At 72.4% G+C, this 21410-nt stretch carries 24 protein-coding genes; 15 read left to right on the top strand and 9 right to left on the bottom strand.

Translation table 11 applies throughout. The features are described 5' to 3' along the window. Positions 1-160: 160 nt before the first annotated feature. The gene (locus AAT21_RS33645; protein ID WP_046780762.1) at positions 161-499 is read right to left on the bottom strand and encodes a carboxymuconolactone decarboxylase family protein; all 339 of its coding nucleotides are present in this window, start codon (positions 497-499) and stop codon (positions 161-163) included. 290 nt (positions 500-789) lie between these two features. Between AAT21_RS33645 and AAT21_RS38515 the strand changes: the two genes are divergently transcribed. The 9 genes from AAT21_RS38515 (at position 790) to AAT21_RS33600 (ending at position 9626) form a co-directional block, all read left to right on the top strand. After that, the gene (locus AAT21_RS38515) at positions 790-1785 is read left to right on the top strand and encodes a hypothetical protein (protein WP_052758100.1); all 996 of its coding nucleotides are present in this window, start codon (positions 790-792) and stop codon (positions 1783-1785) included. Between the two features lie 52 nt (positions 1786-1837). After that, entirely contained in the window at positions 1838-3472 is a 1635-nt protein-coding gene (locus tag AAT21_RS33635) for an MFS transporter (protein ID WP_046780761.1), read from the top strand. An 86-nt stretch (positions 3473-3558) separates the two neighbouring features. Next, positions 3559-4407 (top strand): HipA family kinase, encoded by an 849-nt coding sequence (locus AAT21_RS33630; RefSeq protein WP_200904503.1) that lies wholly within the window; start codon positions 3559-3561, stop codon positions 4405-4407. Beyond that, a complete protein-coding gene (locus AAT21_RS33625) occupies positions 4404-4787 on the top strand; it encodes a DUF3037 domain-containing protein (protein WP_030960016.1) in 384 nt (127 codons plus the stop codon). The genes AAT21_RS33630 and AAT21_RS33625 overlap by 4 nt, the downstream gene beginning before the upstream one ends. 133 nt (positions 4788-4920) lie before the next feature. Further along, complete coding sequence (gene fabG, locus AAT21_RS33620) at positions 4921-5682, top strand: 3-oxoacyl-ACP reductase FabG (RefSeq protein ID WP_046780759.1); 762 nt, start codon at positions 4921-4923, stop codon at positions 5680-5682. A gap of 29 nt (positions 5683-5711) precedes the next feature. After that, positions 5712-6473, top strand: a complete 762-nt coding sequence (locus tag AAT21_RS33615) for an SDR family oxidoreductase (RefSeq protein ID WP_031149915.1) — start codon at positions 5712-5714, stop codon at positions 6471-6473. A 152-nt stretch (positions 6474-6625) separates the two neighbouring features. Beyond that, complete coding sequence (locus tag AAT21_RS33610) at positions 6626-8209, top strand: ABC transporter substrate-binding protein (RefSeq protein WP_046780758.1); 1584 nt, start codon at positions 6626-6628, stop codon at positions 8207-8209. 111 nt (positions 8210-8320) lie between these two features. Next, on the top strand, positions 8321-8989 hold the full coding sequence (locus AAT21_RS33605; protein ID WP_046780815.1) for a uracil-DNA glycosylase: 669 nt from the start codon (positions 8321-8323) through the stop codon (positions 8987-8989). 97 nt (positions 8990-9086) lie between these two features. Beyond that, entirely contained in the window at positions 9087-9626 is a 540-nt protein-coding gene (locus AAT21_RS33600) for a hypothetical protein (RefSeq protein ID WP_046780757.1), read from the top strand. 35 nt (positions 9627-9661) lie between these two features. On the opposite strand, the gene AAT21_RS39795 is transcribed toward AAT21_RS33600, so the two are convergent. Then, positions 9662-10108, bottom strand: a complete 447-nt coding sequence (locus AAT21_RS39795) for a hypothetical protein (RefSeq protein WP_268768226.1) — start codon at positions 10106-10108, stop codon at positions 9662-9664. Positions 10109-10320: 212 nt separating this feature from the next. Next, entirely contained in the window at positions 10321-10845 is a 525-nt protein-coding gene (locus tag AAT21_RS33590) for a DinB family protein (protein ID WP_046780755.1), read from the bottom strand. A gap of 84 nt (positions 10846-10929) precedes the next feature. Between AAT21_RS33590 and AAT21_RS33585 the strand changes: the two genes are divergently transcribed. Continuing rightward, complete coding sequence (locus tag AAT21_RS33585) at positions 10930-11844, top strand: Gfo/Idh/MocA family protein (protein ID WP_046780814.1); 915 nt, start codon at positions 10930-10932, stop codon at positions 11842-11844. Here AAT21_RS33585 and lnt read toward each other — a convergent pair. From lnt to AAT21_RS33565, 5 genes are all read right to left on the bottom strand, one after another. Next, the gene (gene lnt / locus AAT21_RS33580) at positions 11780-13354 is read right to left on the bottom strand and encodes an apolipoprotein N-acyltransferase (RefSeq protein WP_046780754.1); all 1575 of its coding nucleotides are present in this window, start codon (positions 13352-13354) and stop codon (positions 11780-11782) included. The genes AAT21_RS33585 and lnt overlap by 65 nt on opposite strands. 80 nt (positions 13355-13434) lie before the next feature. After that, complete coding sequence (locus AAT21_RS33575; RefSeq protein ID WP_046780753.1) at positions 13435-13902, bottom strand: nuclear transport factor 2 family protein; 468 nt, start codon at positions 13900-13902, stop codon at positions 13435-13437. Positions 13903-13971: 69 nt separating this feature from the next. Then, positions 13972-14148 (bottom strand): hypothetical protein, encoded by a 177-nt coding sequence (locus tag AAT21_RS37265; RefSeq protein WP_106967693.1) that lies wholly within the window; start codon positions 14146-14148, stop codon positions 13972-13974. A gap of 112 nt (positions 14149-14260) precedes the next feature. Next, the gene (locus tag AAT21_RS33570) at positions 14261-15139 is read right to left on the bottom strand and encodes an undecaprenyl-diphosphate phosphatase (RefSeq protein ID WP_046780752.1); all 879 of its coding nucleotides are present in this window, start codon (positions 15137-15139) and stop codon (positions 14261-14263) included. A 48-nt stretch (positions 15140-15187) separates the two neighbouring features. Then, positions 15188-15916, bottom strand: a complete 729-nt coding sequence (locus AAT21_RS33565) for a TVP38/TMEM64 family protein (protein WP_046780751.1) — start codon at positions 15914-15916, stop codon at positions 15188-15190. A gap of 49 nt (positions 15917-15965) precedes the next feature. Here AAT21_RS33565 and AAT21_RS33560 point away from each other — a divergent pair, with 49 nt between their 5' ends. The 5 genes from AAT21_RS33560 (at position 15966) to AAT21_RS33545 (ending at position 20001) form a co-directional block, all read left to right on the top strand. Next, positions 15966-16685: a DNA alkylation repair protein gene (locus AAT21_RS33560; protein WP_046780750.1), complete on the top strand. Its 720-nt coding sequence runs from the start codon at positions 15966-15968 to the stop codon at positions 16683-16685. A 64-nt stretch (positions 16686-16749) separates the two neighbouring features. Next, a complete protein-coding gene (locus tag AAT21_RS39790) occupies positions 16750-16872 on the top strand; it encodes a hypothetical protein (protein WP_268768225.1) in 123 nt (40 codons plus the stop codon). Between the two features lie 90 nt (positions 16873-16962). After that, a complete protein-coding gene (gene tuf / locus AAT21_RS33555; protein ID WP_046780749.1) occupies positions 16963-18144 on the top strand; it encodes an elongation factor Tu in 1182 nt (393 codons plus the stop codon). Between the two features lie 107 nt (positions 18145-18251). Then, the gene (locus AAT21_RS33550; RefSeq protein ID WP_046780748.1) at positions 18252-19109 is read left to right on the top strand and encodes a patatin-like phospholipase family protein; all 858 of its coding nucleotides are present in this window, start codon (positions 18252-18254) and stop codon (positions 19107-19109) included. Between the two features lie 100 nt (positions 19110-19209). Beyond that, on the top strand, positions 19210-20001 hold the full coding sequence (locus tag AAT21_RS33545) for a spermidine synthase (RefSeq protein ID WP_235439316.1): 792 nt from the start codon (positions 19210-19212) through the stop codon (positions 19999-20001). Here the strand turns inward: AAT21_RS33545 and AAT21_RS33540 are convergent. Beyond that, positions 19988-21346, bottom strand: a complete 1359-nt coding sequence (locus AAT21_RS33540; RefSeq protein ID WP_046780746.1) for an MFS transporter — start codon at positions 21344-21346, stop codon at positions 19988-19990. The two genes, AAT21_RS33545 and AAT21_RS33540, sit on opposite strands and share 14 nt — an antisense overlap. Positions 21347-21410 lie beyond the last annotated feature (64 nt).

Here is a 21410-nt window from a genome sequence, read left to right as displayed (position 1 = left end):
GCCTGCCTGCGTGCCTGCGTGCGGTGCTGCCTGTGTGTCTGTCGGCGTGACCGCCCCGCCCGACGGACGGCGGTGCCGGCTCACCGACCGCCCGACCGCAGCCGGACCGCGCCGCAGCCGGACCCGTCGGTCACCCGACCGGTCCGGCTGTCGTTCCGGGTCAGCCCATGGCGTCCATCTCGGCCTGGGCCTCCGCCTCGGCGACGGCGATCGCCACGCCGAGCGCCCTGGTGATGTTGCCCGCCGCCGTCATGACACGGGCGGTGCCGACGATGGGCGCGATGGCGACCAGGACGTCCTGCAGCTGCTCCGCCGTCAGGCCGGCCTTGAGCGCGGGGTCGATGTGGGCGAGGTAGGAGATCGGGGGAGCGTCCGAGGCGGCGAGCGCCGCGATCCGGGTCATGAGCAGCATGGACGGGTCCAGCCCGCACCGCTCGAGGGAATCGACCGTCATGGCGGCGAGGGTGTCCAGAACCGGGGTTTCAGATGCAGTGGACATGTCGCATGCCCTCCTGGGGTTGTCGCGCCCTGGCGCGGGGACTGGGCCAAGGGAGCGGCCGCCCCGAGTCCCGGCACGCCACCTCGCCCTCAACTGTAGGTCTGGCGCCCGCCGGGCGCGCGAGGGCGCCCGGCGGGCGCCGTGCGGGGCGGAAACGGGCGCCGTGCGGGGGCGGAGACGGACGCCGTACGCGGTGCCGCCGGCAAGCCCGCGTACGGCCCCGGATGCGGGGACGGCCGGCGGTGCGCAGCATGGAAGCACCCTCGCCGGAACCGAGCCGGGAGCCTGCCGTGAAGAGACCGAGCCCCGCACCGCCGGCCCCCGCCGCCGCGGTCCTCCCGGCGGCCGCTCTCACCGCGCTCGCCACTCTCGCCGCCCTCGTCGTCCTGCCGAGCGGTCCGGCCCATGCCTTCACGGGCGACAACCACGAGGACATCACCCGGCGCGCCCTGCCGTGGCAGCCCGCCACGCTCACCGAGATGGCCGCCGCCCGCGACGGGGCGATCAACGCCAACGACCGGGCCCCGTACTTCGATCTCGGCCCGCTGCACTGCGACAACGCCGACTACCTTTCGCCGCGCCACGCCCCCGCCTACCCCCGTACCCGGGACGAGGCCACCACCGAGCTCGTCGCCTGCGTCGGCACCTCCGTCGCGCGGTTCCGCAAGGCCGTACGGGCGGCCGACGGCCTCGTCGACGCCGACGGCAGGGTGCGAGCGGACCAGACCGACCTGTCCGCGCACTGCACCTGGGACGAGCGGCCCGCACCGGCCAAGTGCGCCGTACTGGAACAGCTCGGCCGTGGCTGGCACCAGCTCGAGGACTTCTACTCGCACTCCAACTGGGCCGACGAGGCCGCGCCCGGCCCGACGGGGATGGCCAACCCGCCGGGTCTGGGACGTACCGGGGTCGTCCCGTTCTTCGACATCCGCCGCTACAGCGGGATGAAGGACGCCGACTGGAGCCGGGAGGTCCGGGCCGTCGTCCCCGAGGACCTCGCGAGCGGCTGCTATCCGGACTTCGACTCCACCGGGGTCAAGCCCGCCGACTGCGCCGGCCGCGTGGCCCACAACCGAGACCTGAACAAGGACACGCCCGCATCCGCCCGGGCGCAGACGGGCGACAACTTCCGCCGCGCCACCGCGGGGGCCACCGCCGAGATCACCCGGCAGTGGAAGGCCTTCGAGGAGGAGCTCCGCGCCGCCTACCCCGAGAACCGGCGCGGCGACCGGATGGTCTGCGCCCTGGTCCACGACGATCCGGTCGCCGACTGTCCGTCCGGCTGACTCCCGGGCGGGTCGTAAGGCCGCTCCAGCGGACGGCTGGAAGCATGCAGCCATGGCATCCAGGGCAGGGACGGCGACCGGCAACCCCGCGAAGGCGCGACTCGTCCTGACGACGCTCGCGGCGGGCCAGTTCCTGATGGCGCTCGACAGCTCCGTCATGAACGTCTCCATCGCCACCGTCGCCGGGGACCTCGGCACGACCGTGACCGGCATCCAGGGCGCCATCACCGCCTACACCCTCGTGATGGCCATGCTCATGATCCCCGGTGGCAAGGTCGGGGTGCTGATCGGCCGCAAACGCGCCTTTCTGATCGGCTGCGTGATCTACGGCTGCGGCTCTCTCGTCACCTCGATCGCACCGAACCTCACCGTGCTGCTGATCGGCTGGTCGTTCCTGGAAGGGGTCGGGGCGGCGCTCATCCTGCCCGCGATCGTGGCTCTCGTCGCCGGGAACTTCCCCGCCGAACGCCGTCCCGCCGCCTACGGTCTCGTGGCGGCGGCCGGTGCCATCGCCATCGCGCTGGGGCCCCTCATCGGCGGGATCGCCACGACCTACTTCTCCTGGCGGTGGGTCTTCGCCGGCGAGGTGCTGATGGTGGCCGGCATCCTCGTGCTCGCCCGCCCCATCGCGGACGCCGTGAGCGAGGAACGTCCGCGGATCGACTTCGTCGGCGTCGTCCTGTCGGCGCTCGGGCTCGGGACCTTCGTCTACGGAGTGCTCCGGTCGGACGAGTGGGGCTGGTTCAGGCCGAAGGAGGGCGGGCCGGCCTGGTTCGGGGTGTCGCTGACGGTGTGGCTGATGCTGCTGGGGCTGTTTTTGGTCTGGCTCTTCCTTCGCTGGGAGGGCCGGCTGGTGAAGCGGCGCCAGGAGCCGCTCGTCGACCCGGCCATGCTGCAGAACAAGCAGCTCAGCGGCGGGCTGACCATGTTCTTCTTCCAGTACCTCGTGATGATGGGCGTCTTCTTCGTCGTCCCGCTCTACCTGTCGGTCGCGCTGGGCCTGTCCGCCCTGGCGACCGGTGCCCGGCTGCTGCCGCTGTCGATCACGCTGCTGGCGGCCGCGACCCTGATTCCGCGCTTCCTCCCGGACGTCTCTCCGCGCCGCGTGGTCCGGCTCGGGACCTTCGCCCTGCTCGCCGGAGCGGTGGTCCTCCTGGGCGCGCTCGACGTGGACGCGGGAGCGGAGGTGGTCACCGTCCCGCTGCTGCTGATCGGGCTCGGCATGGGCGCCCTCGCCTCCCAGCTGGGCGCGGTCACCGTGTCCGCGGTGCCGCAGGCGCAGTCCGCGGAGGTCGGAGGCGTCCAGAACGCCGTCACCAATCTCGGCTCGTCCATCGGTACGGCCCTCGCCGGATCCATCATGATCGCGACGCTCACCTCCTCCTTCCTGACCAGCGTCACGGAGAACCCGGCCGTCCCGAGCTCGGTCAAGAGCCAGGCGACCGTCCAGCTCGCGAGCGGCGCGCCCTTCCTCTCGGACGCCCAGCTGGAGACCGCGCTCGACGAAGCGGGCGTCAGCCCCGAGGTGGCCGACGCCGCGCTCGCGGCAAACGAGGAGGCCAGGGTCGACGGCCTGCGCGCGGCGCTCTCCGTGCTGGCCTTCGCCGCGCTCATCGCACTGTTCTTCACCCAGCGCATCCCGACGGTCCAGCCCTCCAGCAAGGCCGCGGACGCCCCTCCGGCGTGAGCCGGGGAGGGATGGTTCGCCCCTGTCTCGCCCCGAGCGGGAAAATCCTTTGATCGTGCACCTTGTTCGCCCGATAGCCTGGGAAAATGCTCACAGAAGTGATCGCGACCCGCTATGTGACGCCCCTTCGCGAGGGCGGCTCGCTGCCCGGAATCGTCGAGGCCGACGATCTCGGCACGTACGTCATGAAGTTCACCGGAGCCGGCCAGGGCCGCAAGACCCTGGTCGCCGAGGTCATCTGCGGCCGCCTGGCCCAGCGGCTGGGCCTGAGGGTCCCCACGCTGGTGCAGATGCAGCTCGACCCCGTGATCGGGCTCGCCGAGCCCGACCAGGAAGTCCAGGAGCTGCTCAAGGCCAGCGGCGGCCTCAACCTCGGCATGGACTACCTGCCGGGCTCCATCGGCTTCGACCCGCTCGCGTACCGGGTGGACTCGGTCGAGGCCGGGCGCGTGGTGTGGTTCGACGCCCTGATCAACAACGTCGACCGGTCCTGGCGCAACCCGAACATGCTGGTGTGGCACGGGGACCTGTGGCTCATCGACCACGGCGCCACGATGATCTGGCACCACAACTGGCCCACGGCCCAGGCGGCCGCCGCCAAGCCGTACAACGCCTCCGACCACGTACTGGCCCCCGTGGGCCCGGACATCGAGGCGGCGGCCGCCGCGCTCGCGCCCCTGGTCACCGAGGAACTGCTCACCGAGGTCACCGCCGAGGTCCCGGACGAGTGGCTGGTCGACGAGCCGGGATTCGACTCCACCGACGCGCTGCGCCGCGCCTACATGGAGGCGCTGTTGCCGCGCGCGGCCACGATCCACGAGAGGATCTCGCTGGAGGCCGAGGTGAAGGCGTCGGCCGGACCTCCCGGCTGGCTCACCGACCACCTGCCGGAATGGCCCCACAAGACCGACAAGAAGAAGAGCGGCGACGAGTGACCAAGCGGGACGTGTTCGAGTACGCACTGGTGCGCGTGGTGCCCCGGATGGAACGCGGCGAGTGTTTCAACGCCGGTGTGATCGTCTACTGCCGGGCGCACTCCTACGTGGCCGCCCGCACCCACCTCGACGAGGCGAAGCTCCTCGCGCTGGACCCGGGGGCCGACGTGGCCGGCGTACGGGCCGCCCTGCGCGGGGTCGAGGGCGTGTGCGGCGGCGGTGAGGCGGCGGGGCAGGCCGCGGGCGACGACGCGGGCCGGCGCTTCCGCTGGCTGATCGCCCCGCGCAGCACCGTGGTGCAGCCGGGGCCGGTGCACACCGGCCTGACGGCCGACCCCGCGGCGGAGGTGGAACGGCTGTTGGACCTCCTCGTCCGCTAGCGGATCTCCGCGGCCGGTGTCGGACCGGCGGCCGTTGACACGGGGTGCCAAGGCTCCTAGCGTCTCCTCAGCTGAAGCTACTAAGCGGTTGCTCACCTCTGGGCGGCCGTCTCTCAAGGGCGAGGAGAACAGCATGTCCACCACCGAACAGCGCGTCGCGATCGTGACCGGGGCGGCCCGGGGCATCGGCGCGGCCACCGCCGTACGCCTGGCCGCCGAGGGCCGCGCCGTCGCCGTACTCGACCTCGACGAGGCCGCCTGCAAGGACACCGTCGAGGCCATCACGGCGGCCGGCGGCCGGGCGCTGGCGGTCGGCTGCGACGTCTCGGACGGCGCCCAGGTGGAGGCGGCCGTCGAGCGCGTCGCCGCCGAACTCGGCGCTCCCACCATCCTGGTCAACAACGCGGGTGTGCTGCGCGACAATCTGCTCTTCAAGATGAGCGAGACCGACTGGGACACCGTCATGAACGTGCACCTGCGCGGTGCCTTCCTGATGTCGAAGGCGTGTCAGAAGTACATGGTGGAGGCGAAGTTCGGCCGCATCGTGAACCTCTCCAGCAGCTCGGCCCTGGGCAACCGCGGCCAGGCCAACTACTCGGCCGCCAAGGCCGGTCTGCAGGGCTTCACCAAGACCCTCGCCATCGAGCTCGGCAAGTTCGGTGTCACCGCCAACGCCGTCGCCCCCGGTTTCATCGTCACCGAGATGACCGCCCAGACGGCCGCCCGCGTCGGCATGGGCTTCGAGGACTTCCAGGCGGCCGCGGCCACCCAGATCCCGGTCCAGCGCGTCGGCCGCCCGGACGACATCGCCAACGCCATCGCCTTCTTCACCGGTGAGGCCGCCGGCTTCGTCTCCGGCCAGGTCATGTACGTGGCCGGCGGCCCCCTCAACTGACGCGACCGACGAGAGGCAGGGCGCACGTCATGACCTACAGCGGTACCGACAGCGGCAAGGTCGCGCTGATCACCGGGGCGAGCCGGGGCATCGGCTACGGCATCGCCGAGGCGCTGGTCGCCCGGGGCGACCGGCTCTGCATCACCGGACGCAACGAGGAGGCCCTCAAGGAGGCCGTGGAGCGCCTCGGCGCGGACCGGGTGATCGGGGTGGCCGGGAAGGCGCACGACGAGGCCCACCAGGCCCACGCCGTCGAGCGCACGATGGAGGCCTTCGGCCGGGTCGACTTCCTGGTGAACAACGCGGGCACCAATCCGGTCTTCGGCCCGATCGCGGACCTCGACCTCGGGGTCGCCCGGAAGGTCTTCGAGACCAATGTGATCTCCGCGCTCGGCTTCGCCCAGCGGACCTGGCATGCCTGGCAGAAGGAGAACGGCGGGGCGATCGTGAACATCGCGTCGATCGCCGGCGTCTCCGCCTCGCCCTTCATCGGCGCCTACGGGATGAGCAAGGCTGCCATGGTCAACCTCACCCTCCAGCTCGCCCACGAGATGGCACCGGGGGTCCGCGTGAACGCCATCGCCCCCGCGGTGGTCAAGACCAAGTTCGCCCAGGCGCTCTACGAGGGCCGGGAGCAGGAGGCCGCGGCGGCCTATCCGCTCGGCCGGCTCGGTCTCCCGGAGGACATCGGCGGGGCCGCGGCGTTTCTTACATCTGCACAAGCGGAATGGATCACGGGCCAAACTCTCGTCGTCGACGGTGGGATGTTCCTCAATGCCGGGGTCCACTGACCGATAATCGGACGTATTTGCCTCCGAAAGGGAGGTAAATAGGTATCGAATATGCACGGAACCGGTCAAGTGCCTCACGAAACCAACCCATTGGATTCGTGGGGCACTGCGGTAGGGTCTGCCGCACCCCTGGCTGATCGAGGAGCGTGCACGTGTTCAACCGGACCAGATGCCTGCAGATCACTGCAGCCCTTGCGTCCATATCCCTGCTCGCCGGTTGCGGCCTGCTGTCGGATGACGACGGCGACGAGGCGAAGCGGATCGTCGTAGGGACCACGAGCGCGCCCAGCACCCTCGATCCCGCCGCGGCGTGGGACGGCTCCTGGGAGCTGTACCGGAACGTCTACCAGACCCTTCTGGCGTTCCCCACGGGCTCCACCAAGCCCCAGCCGGACGCCGCCCAGAACTGCGAGTTCACCGACGGCGCGAGCCAGGCCTACCGGTGCACCCTGCGCAAGGGCCTGAAGTTCTCCAACGGCGAGCCCCTCGACTCCAAGGCCGTCAAGCACTCCCTCGACCGGATCCGGACGATCGGTTCCAAGGTCGGCCCGAAGGACCTCTTCGGCAGCCTCGACAAGATCGAGACCCCCGACGCGCTGACGGTCGTCTTCCACCTGAAGACCTCGGACGCCACCTTCCCGTACGTCCTCGGCTCGCCCGCCGCCTCGCTGGTCGCGCCCAAGGACTACCCCGCCGACAAGGTGCGGGAGGACGGCAAGATCACCGGCTCGGGCCCCTACCTGCTGGACTCCTACAAGGACGGCGGTGAGGCCGTCCTGTCCGAGAACAAGGGCTACGCCGGTTTCGCGAACCGCCAGAACAAGGCCGTGACCATCCGCTACTACGCGGACTCCCAGAAGATGGTCGCGGACCTCAAGGCCAAGGAGCTGGACGCCACCTACCGAGGCCTGTCGGCCCCGCAGATCACCGATCTCCAGAGCCCCGACGCGCACGCGGTGGGCGTCCAGGTCGTCGAGAACGTCGGCGCCGAGATCCGCTACCTGGTCTTCAACCCCAAGGACGCGGCGGTCAACAAGCTCGCCGTCCGCCAGGCGATCGCCCAGATCGTCGACCGCGGCACCCTCGTCTCCAAGGTCTACCAGGGCACCGCGGAGCCGCTGTACTCGATGGTTCCCAAGGGTGTCGTCGGCCACAAGACGCCGTTCTACGACAAGTACGGCGCCGCGGACGTCGGCAAGGCCAAGAAGATCCTCAAGGAGGCCGGGATCAACCAGCCGGTCGACCTGACCTTCTGGTACACCACCGACCGCTACGGCTCCTCCACCGCCGAGGAATTCACCGAGCTCAAGCGGCAGCTGGACGAGAGCGGCCTGTTCCGGATCACCCTGCGCAGCCAGCCCTGGAAGGCCTTCCAGGAGGGCTACAAGGGCCAGGAGTACCCGGTCTTCGGCCGAGGCTGGTTCCCCGACTTCCCGGACCCGGACAACTTCATCGCGCCGTTCGTCGGCAAGGAGAACGCGGTCGGCACCCCGTACGAGCAGAACGAGATCCTCACCGAACTGCTGCCCAAGTCCCGTCGCGACAGCGACCGCTCCACCGGGGTCCAGCAGTTCGAGAAGGCCCAGCAGATCTTCGCCGAGGACGTCCGCCTGCTGCCCCTGTGGCAGGGCAAGCTGTACGTCGCCGCACGCGAGGACATCGCGGGCGCCGAGCGCGCCCTCGACCCGCAGACCGCCATGCAGATGTGGGAGCTGTACCGCAAGACCAGCTGGTAGCCGCCGTGCCGCCCGGGTGATCTCCCGGGCGGCCGACGCGTTGTCAGTGGCCCCCGGTAGGTTCTGGAGCAGTTGCACGAACTTGTACCGGAGGTTGTCGCCGTGACCCAGATGCTGCCCGAGTCCTGGCTCCCCGTCCTCGGCGGGGAGCTGGACCAGCCCTACTTCAAAGAGCTCACCGAGTTCGTCGAGAAGGAGCGGGCGAACGGGCCGGTCTACCCGCCCCGCGAGCAGGTGTTCGCGGCCCTGGACGCCACGCCCTTCGAGCAGGTGAAGGTCCTCGTCCTCGGCCAGGACCCCTACCACGGCGCCGGCCAGGGCCACGGCCTGTGCTTCTCCGTGCAGCCCGGGGTCAAGACCCCGCCCTCGCTGCGCAACATCTACAAGGAGATGAAGGAGGAGCTCGGCCTGGAGGTCCCGGACAACGGATATCTGATGCCGTGGGCCCAGCAGGGCGTCCTGCTGCTCAACGCGGTGCTCACCGTCCGCGAGGCCGAGCCGAACTCGCACAAGGGCAAGGGCTGGGAGAAGTTCACCGACGCCGTGATCCGTGCGGTCTCCGAGCGCCCCGACCCGGCCGTGTTCGTCCTGTGGGGTGCCTACGCCCAGAAGAAGATCCCGCTCATCGACGAGGAGCGGCACGTGATCGTCAAGGGCGCCCACCCCTCGCCGCTGTCGGCCAAGAAGTTCTTCGGATCCCGGCCCTTCACCCAGATCAACGAGGCCATCGCCGCCCAGGGGCATGAGCCGATCGACTGGCGGATCCCGGACCTCGGCTGACGTCCCACCGCGCCTCGGCGCCATCGCCGGTACCTCGGGCTAGCTTCTTGATGATCAGACCGGTGCAGGTCTGGCAGGGAGCGAGCCGGAGGCCGCGGTGACCGAGCAGCAGGAGGCGTCGGAGGACGCCGTCATGACGAGGATCGGCCAGGCGGTCATCCTGCTGCACGCAGGGGACCGCGAGGAGGCCCGCAACCGGCTCGGCGAGATCTGGCAGGAGATCGGCGAGGAGGGCGACTGCCTGCACCGGTGCACCCTCGCCCACTACATGGCCGACGCCCAGGACGATCCCGCCGACGAGCTGGCCTGGGACCTGCGGGCCCTGACCGCCGCCGACGCCCCGCGCGACGGGCCCGGCACCGGCTGCGGGGACGGGCGCCCGGTGCAGCGGGATCCGCACCCCGCGATGCGCGTTTTCTACCCGTCCCTGCACCTCAGCCTGGCCGCCGACTACCTGAAGCTGCAGCGGCCGGATGCCGCCCGGGTCCACCTGGCGCGGGCCCGCGCGGCCTCCGGGGCGCTGGCGGACGACGGCTACGGCAACGGCGTACGGGCGGGCATCGCACGGCTGGAGCGCCGCCTCGCCGGGGAAACGGGGCCGGGCCCCGGCCCCCGGCCCTTCCCCGGACAGGCCTAGGTGTATTGCCTCCCGCCGCCTCCGGCCGCCTTCGGTCAGCCGCCGTGGACGCCTGCGCAGATCCGGGCCTCCGGGCTGTCGGGATGCCAGCGGCCGTGGCGGCGGCCCAGCGCGCAGACGTCGGCCGGCCGCACCGGCAGCTTCCGTACGAGCTCACGCTCCGCCCCGGTGTCGGGCCGGGCGCGGCGCCCGGGGCCGTCAGGGCGCCCCTGAGCGGCTTCGGCGGCCTGCCGGGGCTCCGGGATGTCGGGGACCGGCGGAGCGCCCTGCACGGGCCCGCCGGAGGCGCCCTGTGCGGGGCGCCCGGCGGCCCGCACGGCGGGGGCCGCGGCCGCCGGGCTCGCGGGCTGCTCCGGGGCCGCCTCGACCGCCTCCAGCGCCTCCAGGGCGGGCGCCCGGACGGGCACCGGGGCGGCCCCCGGCCCGCTGCGCGACTCGTGCCGGGGCGGTACCCCGGCGGCGGGGGCCGCCGCGGGCTGCATGGGGCCGGGGCTCACTTGAACACAGCCCGACACCGCCGAAACGGCGCAGGCGACTCCGAGGAGCAGCTTTGTCGTGGTTCGCGTTGGATGCACCCGCGCAACTCTGCTGTGCGAGGACCCCGTTGTGAAATCCGGGAGCCCATATTCACCCCGCACGGGTGACGCGCGGCGGGGTGACCGGCGGACACCCGCCATCCCGGCCGCGCCGCGGCTCACTCGCCGGTGGCGCCGTCTATCTGCTCGCGCAGCAGGTCCGCGTGCCCGTTGTGGCGCGCGTACTCCTCGATCATGTGGGTGTAGACCCAGCGCAGGCTGAACACCTCGCCGCGGTGGTGGTTCTCGGCCTGCGAGCGCAGGTCGAGGGAGCGGCCCGAGGCGGCCCGGCGCGCGAGTTCGACCTCGGCCCGCCACTTCCGCTCGGTCTCGGCCCAGGTGGCCGACTCGGTGAAGTGGAAGTCGCCGTCCCGGTCCTCGTCCGTGACGTACAGCTCGGGGAGGTCCTCGCCCAGCATGATCTCCCGGAACCAGTACCGCTCAACCTCCGCCATGTGCCGTACGAGGCCCAGGAGGCTCAACTCGGATGGCGCGAGCGGGGTCCTGCGCAGTTCCTCGTCCCGCAGCCCCTCGCACTTCCACAGAAGGGTCTGACGGTGGTAGTCGAGCCATCCGTCGAGCATCTCCCGCTCGTCGGCGGTGGTGGCGGGTTCGGTGCGGTGTGATCCTGAACTGGGGGTCATGAGGATCATCCTCGGCGAATCGAGCCCCCGGTCACCAGGGATTAAGCTGCCGAGATCCCACAAGGACCGAATTTGGAGGCCCCGGTGAAGGTCGGCTGCATCGGACTCGGCGACATCGCGCAGAAGGCGTACCTGCCCGTCCTCACCACCCGCCCGGACATCGAACTGCACCTGCAGACGCGCAGCCCCGAGACCCTGGAACGGGTCGGCGCGATCCACCGGGTCCCGGCGGCGCACCAGCACACCGACCTCGACGCCCTGCTCGCCGAGGGGCTGGACGCGGCCTTCGTGCACGCGCCGACCGCCTCACACCCCGAGATCGTCACCCGACTTCTGGAGGCCGGCGTTCCGACGTACGTGGACAAGCCGCTCGCCTACGAGCTGACGGCGTCACGGCACCTGGTCGAACTGGCCGAGGCGCGCGGGGTGTCGCTCGCCGTCGGCTTCAACCGCCGCTACGCGCCCGGCTACGCGCAGTGCGCCGACCACCCGCGCGAGCTGATCGTCATGCAGAAGAACCGGATCGGGCTGCCCGAGGACCCGCGCACCCTCGTGCTCGACGACTTCATCCACGTCGTCGACACCCTGCGCTTCCTGCTGCCGGGCGAGGCCGAGCACACCGACGTCCGCGCCGTGGTCCGCGACGGCCGGATGCACCAGGTGGTGCTCCATCTCTCCGGCGCCGGCTTCAGCGCGCTCGGCATCATGAACCGCCTGTCCGGATCCAACGAGGAGGTCCTGGAGGTGTCGGGCCGGGACACCAAGCGGCAGGTCGTCAACCTCGCCGAGGTCATCGACCACAAGGGCCAGCCGACCGTGCGGCGGCGCGGGGACTGGGTGTCCGTCGCCCGCCAGCGCGGCATCGAGCAGGTCGTGGACCACTTCCTGGAGGCGGTCGCGGCGGGCCGGACGCTCAGTGCGCGCGATGCCCTGCTCACCCACGAACTGTGCGAGCTGGTGGTGAACTCGGCTCTGGCGCAGGCGCAGAAGGCCTTGTGATCCAACGGGCGCCCGCCGCACCGCAGTAGAGAGCCAGGGCGGCGAGGGCCGCGGTCACCGGCCAGTCCCCGAAGCGGACGTACAGGGTCGAGCCCCGGGCGAGCGGCACCTCGTACACCTCCGCGGTCCGCGCCGACGTCGGCAGGGCGGCGCCGATCCGCTCGCCGGAAGGGCCGTTCACGACGCTGACCCCCGTCAGGGTGGCGTGCACCATCGGCCGGCCGTTCTCGGCCGCCCGCAGGGCCGCCAGCGAGGCGTGCTGGGCCGGCGCCCAGCTCTCCTGGAAGGTGGAGGTCGCCGACTGGGCGATGAGCAGGGAGGCCCCGTCGCGGGTCAGGCGCCGGCTCATGTCGGGGAACGCGGACTCGAAGCAGACCAGCGGGCCGAGCCGGACGACCGCGTCCTCGTCCCGCTGTCCCGGCAGGTCCATGACGACCGGTGCGTTCCCGCGCATGCGGTCCTCGCCGGCCGCCCTGCCGACCGAGGTCGCCCAGCCCAGCAGCGACCGGGCCGGCACGTACTCCCCGAAGGGGACCAGCCGCATCTTGTCGTACCGGTCACCCGTCGGTCCGCCGGGGCCGACCAGCACCGCGCTCTTGTAGATCCCGGGCCGGTCCGCCCGCCGCGCGTCCACGTTCACCAGCAGCGGAGCCCCGACCTCCGCCGACAGCGCGGCGAGCCGGCGGGCCAGGTCCGGGCGGGCCGACAGGTCCTCGCCCACGCTGCTCTCGCCCCACACCACCAGGTCCACCCGCTGCCCGGCCAGCGGCCGGGTCAGCCGCTCACCGGCCGTGAACCGCCGCTCCACGCTGTCCGGGCCGTCGGGCACCGGACCCGGCTGTACGACGGCCACGCGCAGCCCGCCCGACTCCGCCGGCCGGACCGCCCACACCCACACCGCACCCGTGAGCAGCGCACAGCCCGTGAGCCCGGCCACCGCCGGGACCCGCGCCCCCGGCACCACGACCAGCAGCACCACGGCGCAGTTCACCGCCACCACCAGCAGACTGATCAGCCACACCCCGCCCACCGACGCCAGCCGCAGCGCGGGCGCCACCTGCCACTGACTGGCCCCCAGCAGCCCCCACGGCCCGCCCAGCCCCTGCCAGGACCGGACCAGCTCCGACAGCAGCCACCCCGCCGGTACGAGGACCAGCGCCCGGGCCGCCCGGCCCGCCGAGGGACGGCCGCCGAGCAGCTCCCGCACCAGCAGCGCCCAGGGGATCCACAGCACCCCCAGCAGAGCGGCCACCGGGACCAGGAACACGTGCAGGCTCGGCAGCAGCCAGTGGTGCACGGCCAGGATGAACCCGGCACCGCCGAGCCAGCCCTCCAGGGCCGCCCGCCGCCCGCCGGGGGCCGACCTCAGCAGCAGCATCCAGGGCACCAGGGCCACATAGGCGAACCACCAGAGCGCGGGAGCGGGGAACGCGAGGGCGGGCAGCGCGCCGGCGGCCACCGCGGCGGGCGCGCGCCAGCGGCGGGACCACCCGTTGTGCGTGACGATCATGGCGCGCCTCCGCTTCCAGTGTGGCAGTGCAGGGCGGAACCGCCCTCCGGGCCGCGCGGTCGGGCCCGGGCCGGGCCGGCTCACCCGGTCATGTGCCGCCACTTCTCGTGCACGGTGACCCGGGTGAGCCGCCAGCCGTCCCGGGTGCGCGCCAGGGCGAAGGTGTAGCGCCCGGCGGCCACGAAATCGGGGGAGGTGACCGTGCCGTCGTCCTCCGGCCCCGCCAGCCGCATCGGGTTCAGGAAATCGGCCCGGACCTCGGCGCCGTCCCCGGGCGCCCCGGCGACGTCCTCCAGCCGGATCAGCCGGTTGACGATCAGGTGCTGACGCACGGGGAAGAGCTTCATGGTCTCCGCGAGCCAGTCCGCGACCCGCGCCACCGGACCCTCGATCCCGCCCGCCGAGCTGTAGTCGGCCCGCCCGCCCGCGGTGAACAGGGCCCGGTAGGCGGCCCAGTCGCCGTCGTCGACGGCCACCGCGTAGCTCGTGACCACGTCATCGATCGCCAGCCGGTCCATCACCGTCGCGAGATCCACACGCTGAGTCATCGGGTCAGTGTGCGGCTGCGCGGGCGCGGGGCCAAGGGGCGTGCGCCGACAGGATCTCCGCGCGGCCCGTCAGTGACCGGAACGCGCCTCCCGCTGCCGGACCACGACGAGGAACGCGTCGCTGGCGAGATCCATGACCACCTCGGCCGGCACGCCCTCGCGCATCCGCTGCGCCGCGTACTCCTCGGCGGGCCAGCTTCCCCGCGGACTTCCGGCCGGAAAACGCTCCAGTACCACGCGCCCCATGGGACACCCCCTGCTGCTTGCCGTGCGCTCTCTTCGTCAACAACGACGCGGAGGCCGCCCGGGAACGTTCCCGGGCGGCCTCCGATTCACGCGAAGCGGTGGTGCGGGCCCGCTACGAGCCGGACTCGCCGGCGTGCGGGCTCAGTACGCCCATGCCGATCAGCACGAACAGCAGGATGCCGAGCAGGATCCGGTAGATCACGAACGGCATGAAGCTCTTGGTGGTGATGAACTTCATGAACCACGCGATCACGGCGTAGCCCACGAAGAAGGCGATGACCGTCGCGAAGATCGTGGGACCCCAGGAGATGTGGCCCGGATCCTCCATCACGTCCTTGATCTCGAAGGCGCCCGAGGCCAGCACGGCCGGGATGGCGAGGAGGAAGGAGTAACGGGCCGCCGCCTCGCGGGTGAAGCCCAGCAGCAGACCGCCGGAGATCGTCGCGCCGGACCGGGAGACACCCGGGATCAGCGCCATCGCCTGGCAGAAGCCGAAGATCAGGCCGTCCTTGACGCCCAGCTGCTGGAGCGTCTTGCGCTCACGGATCGCCCGGTGCCGGCCGCCCTCCTCGTCACGCGCGGCCAGCCGGTCGGCGACACCCAGCACGATGCCCATCACGATCAGGGTCGTGGCCGTCAGCCGCAGGTCGCGGGCCGGACCGACGATCGCGTCCTTGAAGACGAGGCCGAGGACGCCGATCGGGAGCGATCCGACGATCACCAGCCAGCCCATCTTGGCGTCCTGTTCGGAGCGCAGGGCCTTCGTGTACAGGGACCGGAACCAGGTGGAGACGATCCGTGCGATGTCCTTGCGGAAGTAGATCAGCACGGCGGCCTCGGTGCCGATCTGGGTGATGGCCGTGAAGGCCGCTCCTGGGTCGTGCCAGCCGGCGAATGCCGCGGTCAGCCGCAGGTGGGCGCTGGAGGAGATCGGGAGGAACTCCGTAAGCCCCTGGACGAGACCGAGGATTAGGGATTCGAACCAGCTCATGTCGGGGTGCGCTCGTCCTTGTGATCGTCGGGCAGTTCGCCCCCGATGCTAGGGCCCGTGCGAAGCGCCGGTGACCACAGGGGGGTGCTGCGGCGTCAGTTCGTACTCCGGACTGTCGTTGCGAGGGGCTGCCAGACGGTGCCTTTTGCGCCAGCCGACGACGCCCGCGGCCACCACGGAGACCATGATGAAGCCGAACGAGACGAGGAAGGCGGGGGACCCGGGGGAGGATGCGCTGGCCCCCGCGATCACGTACGCCGTGGTGTTCGGGACCACGCCGAGCGCCGTCGCGAGCAGGAACGGCGCCCAGCCGCAGCGGGACACCGCGGCGCCGTAGTTGGCGACCACGAAGGGCACCCCGGGGAACAGCCGCACCGCCAGCATCGAGCGGAATCCGTGCCGGCTGAGCTGCCCGTCGGCCGCCTCCAGCAGACGTCCGCGCAGGAACGGACGCAAAGCCTCCTGACCCATGACCCGGCCCAGCCCGAAGGCGATGCCCGCACCCAGCACGGTGCCCCCGACCGCCGCGACGAGGCCGAACTGCGTGCCGAAGACGGCTCCCGCGGCCAGGTTGAGCAGCGGGCGCGGCACGAACGCGGCCGAGCACACGCCGTACACGGCTGCGAACAACAGAACGGCCGTGCCCACCGGGAGACCGGGGGGCCAGCCCTCCGAGAGGATCCGCTGGGGTTCGTAGACCAGCACGCACGCGCCTGCCGCCGCGAGCAGCACGACGAGCAGCGCCAGCCGGATCCACGGCGTGAGGAGGAGGGACATCCCGGGAGACTAGCCGAGGTATGCGGCATCGCGCCGTAATCTGGGCCTCATGCTGTCGAACGGCGGACGGCCCCCCAGGGTTCCCCGCAGTGACCTCGCGGACACCCTGCTGGAGCGGCTCACCGGGACGTACCCGGCCGCGGCCGACCCGGTGCGGGCCGACGCCATGGGCGCGTACATGAAACACGTCGCACCCTTCCTCGGCATCCCCGCGCCACTGCGCCGGGACCTGTCGAGGACCGTGACGAAGAACACTCCCCGGCCGTCGGAGACGGACTGCCTGGCGCTCGCGCTGCGCTGCTGGCGGCTTCCGGAGCGCGAGTACCACTACTTCGCCGTGGACTACCTGCGCCGCCACGTCGCCCGGTGCTCCTCCGGCTCCCTCCCGGTCGTCCGGCACCTGATCACCACCGTCCCCTGGTGGGACACCGTCGACCTGCTCGCCGCGCACACGGTCGGCCCGCTGGTGGCCGCCGACCCGGACCGGCTGGCCCCCGTGATGGACGAGTGGATCGAGAGCGAGGACCTGTGGCTCGCCCGCACCGCCCTCCTCCACCAGCTCGGCCGCAAGGACTCCACCGACACCGGACGGCTCTTCGCCCACTGCCGCCGCCGGGCCGGCGACCCGGACTTCTTCCTTCGCAAAGCCATCGGCTGGGCCCTGCGCGATTACGCCAGGACGGACCCCGACGCGGTGCGCGCCTTCGTCGACGCCGAACGCGGCGCCCTGTCCCCGCTGTCCATGCGCGAAGCGCTCAAGAACCTCTGAACGCACGCCGGTTCGCCCGTTAAATCGTTCGACGAGCGCGGGATGGTCCGGCAGGATCAGTGGCATGTCCCGGTACGCCTTCCCCGCAGCGCCGTCCGCAGTCGCGGACGCGCCGAAGGCTGCCGAATTCGCGGACGCACCCGTCGCCGCACCCGTCTTCGCCGCATTCGACGGCGCACGAAGCTGACCCTTCCCGGATCGTCCGGCGGACCCCGCAGGGGGAGGGTCGGCTCGGTTCAGGGGTCCCGTCCACGCTTCGGGCAAACGGGAAGAGATCATGGCCAAGACGGCCTTCGTGCGGACCAAGCCGCACCTCAACATCGGCACCATGGGTCACGTCGACCACGGCAAGACCACCCTCACCGCCGCCATCACCAAGGTCCTCGCCGGGCGCGGGGGTGCCTCCTTCGTGCCCTTCGACCGCATCGACCGGGCCCCCGAGGAGGCCCGCCGCGGCATCACCATCAACCTCACCCACGTCGAGTACGAGACCGACACCCGCCACTACGCCCATGTCGACATGCCCGGTCACGCGGACTACATCAAGAACATGGTCACGGGAGCCGCGCAGCTCGACGGCGCCATCCTCGTCGTCTCCGCGCTCGACGGGGTCATGCCACAGACCGCCGAGCACGTGCTCCTCGCCCGCCAGGTCGGCGTCGACCCCATCGTGGTCGCGCTCAACAAGGCCGACGCCGGGGACCCCGAGCTGACCGACCTGGTCGAGCTGGAGGTCCGCGAGCTGCTCACCGCGCACGGCTACGGCGGTGACACCGCACCCGTCGTACGGGTCTCCGGGCTCGGGGCGCTGGAGGGCGACCCGCGGTGGACCGGGGCGATCGAGGCACTGCTGGACGCCGTGGACACCTACGTGCCGACGCCCGTGCGGTACACGCAGGCGCCGTTCCTGCTGCCCGTCGAGAACGTCCTGACGATCACCGGCCGCGGAACGGTCGTGACCGGCGCCGTCGAGCGCGGCGGCGTACGCCTCGGCGACCGCGTCGCCGTCCTGGGCGGCGACGGCGAGCCGCTCGAGACGGTCGTCACCAGCCTGGAGACCTTCGGGAGGCCGATGGAGTCCGCCGAGGCCGGGGACAACGTCGCGCTGCTGCTGCGCGGCGTCCCGCGCGACGGCGTGCGCCGCGGGCACGTGGTGGCCGCCCCCGGCAGCGTGACGCCCAGGCGGCGCTTCACCGCGCAGGTGTACGTGCTCTCCGGACGCGAGGGCGGCCGTACGACCCCGGTGGCCAGCGGCTACCGGCCGCAGTTCTACATCCGCACCGCCGACGTGGTGGGGGACGTGGACCTGGGGGTCGCGGGCGTCGCCCGGCCCGGCGAGACGGTCACGATGACCGTCGAGCTCGGCCGGGACGTCCCGCTGGAGGCAGGGCTCGGCTTCGCCGTCCGCGAGGGCGGCCGGACCGTCGGCGCCGGGACGGTGACGGCCGTCCTGGGCTGACCCGCCCGATCGGGACCCCGCTGTGGTGACGGCAGGAAGGCTGCGCCAGACTGCCGTCACCACAGGCACGCGCGGACACCGCGGACACGAGGGAGGGGCGGGCGGCGATGGGCGGCGACACGGCACTGGTGCTCGGCGGCGGCGGACTGACCGGCGTCGGCTGGGAGTGCGGGATCCTCTACGGGCTCGCCCGCGCGGGCGTGGACCTCACCACCGCGGACCTGGTCGTCGGCACCTCGGCCGGCTCGGTGGTCGGCGCCCAGCTCACCTCCGGCCGGCTCAGCCCCCAGGAGCTGTACGAACGCCAGCTCGGCGACGCCTCGGGGGAGGCCGTCGCGAAGCTGGGAGCGGGCGTCATCGCCCGGTACGCGCTGGCGATGGCGCGCTCGGGCCGCGACGCGGCCGCCTACCGCCGGCGGGTGGGCGCGATGGCCCTGGCCGCGGACACCGGCCCCGAGGCGGAGCGCCGCAAGGTGCTGGCGGCCCGGCTGGTCTCGCACGAATGGCCCGAGCGGCGGCTCGTGGTCACCGCGGTGGACGCGCTCAGCGGTGAGCTCGAGGCCTTCGACCGGGAGAGCGGCAGCGGGCTGGTCGACGCCGTGGCGGCGAGCTGCGCCGTGCCCGGCGTATGGCCCCCGGTCACGGTCGGCGCACGCCGTTTCATCGACGGGGGCGTCCGTTCCGCCACCAACGCCGACCTGGCCGCCGGCTACGCGCGCGTGGTGATCATCGCCCCGATCGCACTCGGCTCGGGGCTCGTCCCCGCACCGGCCGCGCAGGCCGCCCGGCTGCGCGAGGCGGGGGCGAAGGTGCTGCTCATCACCCCGTCGGCCACGGCCCGCAAGGCCTTCGGGCGCAATGTCCTGGACCCGGGCCGGCGGGACCCGGCGGCCCGCGCCGGCCTGGCGCAGGCCGCGGAGCACGCCGCCGACGCGGCGGCCGTCTGGTCGGACGGGAAGGCCTGAGGCCCCCGCTCCGGTGTCCCGGGGCCTGCCGGACAATGGAGCGGTGAGCGACGAACGGATCCCGGTGACACGGGACGTGGGCCAGGGCACCGCCAAGCTGATGCCGGACGTCGACGGGGAACGGGCCTGGCTGCTGACCGTCGACGGGGCACCCCAGTCCTACGTGGACCTGGACGATCCGCAGCACCTGGAGTTCGAGTACGTACGCCGCCTCGCGCACGTCCTGGACTGCGCGGCGGAGCCGGGGCTCCCGATGGACCTCCTGCACCTGGGCGGCGGCGCGCTCACCCTGCCCCGCTACGCCGCGGCCACCCGGCCCGGATCCCGGCAGTCGGTGGTGGAGTTCGACGCGGGCCTGGTCGAGCTGGTCACCGAGCACCTGCCGCTGCCGGACGGGTCCGGGATCACCCTGCACACCGCCGATGCCCGGGCCTGGCTGGAGGCTGCGCCGACGGCAAGCGCCGACGTGGTGGTGGCCGACGTGTTCGGCGGTTCGCGGGTCCCCGCCCAGCTGACCTCGCTGGAGTACGCGCGGGAGGCGGCACGGGTGCTGCGGCCCGGCGGGCTCTACGCGGCGAACCTGGCGGACGGGGCGCCCTTCGGCTTCCTGCGGACGCAGCTGGCCAACTTCGCCACCGCCTTCGCGGAGCTCGCGCTCGTCGCCGAACCGGCGGTGCTGCGCGGGCGGCGCTTCGGCAACGCCGTGCTGCTCGCCTCCGACGCGCCCCTGGAGGTGGGCGCCCTGGCCCGGCGGTGCGCCTCCGACGCCTTTCCCGCCCGGGTGGAGTCCGGCGACGGCCTGGCCCGTTTCGTCAGGGGTGCGGCGCCCGTCACCGACGCGGACGCGGCCCCCTCGCCGGCCCCGCCGGAGGGTGCGTTCAGCCTGGGGTGAGGCCGGACGGGGAGGCGGGGGCGGCGGCGGGGGCGCCGGCGTCCGTGTCCGCGGCCTTGTCGGCTGTGGGGCCTCCGGTCCTGTGGACGGACGGCCTGCGCGTCATGCGCCGCACGTCCGGGACCAGCAGGACCAGGGCGGTGACCAGGACGACCAGGCTCGCGCAGCCCCACAGGGCCTCGGTGCGGCCGAAGGCCGATTCGACCGGGCCGGCCAGGGCGGTGGCCAGCGGAAGCATCGAGACCGAGCCGAACCAGTCGTAGGCGGAGACCCGGGAGAACTTCTCCTCGGGGATCTCCTGGTGCATCGTCGTCATCCAGTTCACGCCGAAGACCTCGATCGCGGCCCCGCTGACGAACATCACCGCGCACAGCCCCCACACCGGCAGCGGCACGGCCAGCCCGGCCGACGGCAGTGCCAGCGGGAACACGCACAGAGTGCCGACCAGCAGCAGCCGCCGGGGCTTCCACACCATCATCAGGACGGCCCCGGCGATGGTCCCGACCCCGAACAGGGCGAGGGCCAGGCCCCAGGGCGCCGGCCCGCCCAGTCGGTCCCGGGCGACCAGCGGACCGTAGACCGCCTCCGCGGCGCCGACGACGGCGACCACGACGGAGAACTGCAGCACGATGCTCCACAGCCAGGGCCGGGTGTGGAACTCCACCCAGCCCTCCCGCAGGTCGGCCAGCAGGCCGCCGCCGGGAGCCCGGTCGGGCGTGTCGCCGACATCGAGGAAGGCGCGCAGCGCCCCGGCGATCGCGAACGCGGCGGCGTCGACGGCCAGCACCCAGCCCGGTCCCATCGCGGCGATCATCGCCCCGCCGAGGGCCGCTCCGCCGATGCCGGCGCCGTTCATGGCCATGCGGAAGAGGGCGAAGGCGCGGTTGGCGTGTTCACCGGAGACCGTGGAGAGCAGCATGCCCTCGGCCGCCGGGTTGAAGAAGGCCGTACCGGTGCCGCACAGGGCCGTCAGCAGCATCATCTGCCACAGCTGCGGGTCGCCGGTGAGGACGAGCAGCGCGAAGGCGGCCTGCGAGACGCAGTTCAGGGCGTTCGCCGCGACCATCACGCGGTGGCGGGGCAGCCGGTCGGCCACCGCGCCGCCGACGAGCAGGAAGAGGACGAGCGGCAGGGTGCGGGCGGCCGCGACCAGGCCCACGTCGCCGCCCGAACCGCCGGCCTCCATGACGGCGAAGGCGGAGGCGATGAGCGCCCCGTGACTGCCGAGGTTGGTGACCACCGCCGCACCCGTGAGCAGGGTGTAGTTGCGGCCGGCCCACTCCGGCCGGCTGCGGCGGGGGCGGGGCGCGGGTGTGCGGTGCGGTGCGTCATGGGGAGAGCTCACCCCGGGACTATCCCCGCCCCGGGCCCGGAATCCAAACGGAATACCGGTCCGGGGCGGGGCGGAT

Source organism: Streptomyces yangpuensis (genome assembly GCF_001005295.1).
In the GTDB taxonomy this organism is placed as follows: domain Bacteria; phylum Actinomycetota; class Actinomycetes; order Streptomycetales; family Streptomycetaceae; genus Streptomyces; species Streptomyces yangpuensis.
The sequence above is the reverse complement of the archived record's forward strand: the minus strand, read 5'-3'. Positions and strand labels throughout refer to the sequence as shown.

Excerpts from the sequence above, each read along its gene's own strand:
- AAT21_RS33560 (WP_046780750.1), top strand. The coding sequence starts at position 15,966 with ATGCTGTCGAACGGCGGACGGCCCCCCAGGGTTCCCCGCAGTGACCTC.
- AAT21_RS33590 (WP_046780755.1), bottom strand. The coding sequence starts at position 10,845 with ATGACCCCCAGTTCAGGATCACACCGCACCGAACCCGCCACCACCGCC.
- AAT21_RS33645 (WP_046780762.1), bottom strand. The coding sequence starts at position 499 with ATGTCCACTGCATCTGAAACCCCGGTTCTGGACACCCTCGCCGCCATG.
- AAT21_RS39790 (WP_268768225.1), top strand. The coding sequence starts at position 16,750 with ATGTCCCGGTACGCCTTCCCCGCAGCGCCGTCCGCAGTCGCGGACGCG.
- lnt (WP_046780754.1), bottom strand. The coding sequence starts at position 13,354 with ATGATCGTCACGCACAACGGGTGGTCCCGCCGCTGGCGCGCGCCCGCC.
- tuf (WP_046780749.1), top strand. The coding sequence starts at position 16,963 with ATGGCCAAGACGGCCTTCGTGCGGACCAAGCCGCACCTCAACATCGGC.
- AAT21_RS33630 (WP_200904503.1), top strand. The coding sequence starts at position 3,559 with ATGCTCACAGAAGTGATCGCGACCCGCTATGTGACGCCCCTTCGCGAG.
- AAT21_RS33575 (WP_046780753.1), bottom strand. The coding sequence starts at position 13,902 with ATGACTCAGCGTGTGGATCTCGCGACGGTGATGGACCGGCTGGCGATC.
- AAT21_RS33635 (WP_046780761.1), top strand. The coding sequence starts at position 1,838 with ATGGCATCCAGGGCAGGGACGGCGACCGGCAACCCCGCGAAGGCGCGA.
- AAT21_RS33550 (WP_046780748.1), top strand. The coding sequence starts at position 18,252 with ATGGGCGGCGACACGGCACTGGTGCTCGGCGGCGGCGGACTGACCGGC.
- fabG (WP_046780759.1), top strand. The coding sequence starts at position 4,921 with ATGTCCACCACCGAACAGCGCGTCGCGATCGTGACCGGGGCGGCCCGG.
- AAT21_RS33615 (WP_031149915.1), top strand. The coding sequence starts at position 5,712 with ATGACCTACAGCGGTACCGACAGCGGCAAGGTCGCGCTGATCACCGGG.
- AAT21_RS37265 (WP_106967693.1), bottom strand. The coding sequence starts at position 14,148 with ATGGGGCGCGTGGTACTGGAGCGTTTTCCGGCCGGAAGTCCGCGGGGA.
- AAT21_RS33605 (WP_046780815.1), top strand. The coding sequence starts at position 8,321 with ATGCTGCCCGAGTCCTGGCTCCCCGTCCTCGGCGGGGAGCTGGACCAG.
- AAT21_RS33545 (WP_235439316.1), top strand. The coding sequence starts at position 19,210 with ATGCCGGACGTCGACGGGGAACGGGCCTGGCTGCTGACCGTCGACGGG.
- AAT21_RS33565 (WP_046780751.1), bottom strand. The coding sequence starts at position 15,916 with ATGTCCCTCCTCCTCACGCCGTGGATCCGGCTGGCGCTGCTCGTCGTG.
- AAT21_RS33570 (WP_046780752.1), bottom strand. The coding sequence starts at position 15,139 with ATGAGCTGGTTCGAATCCCTAATCCTCGGTCTCGTCCAGGGGCTTACG.
- AAT21_RS39795 (WP_268768226.1), bottom strand. The coding sequence starts at position 10,108 with ATGCAGCCCGCGGCGGCCCCCGCCGCCGGGGTACCGCCCCGGCACGAG.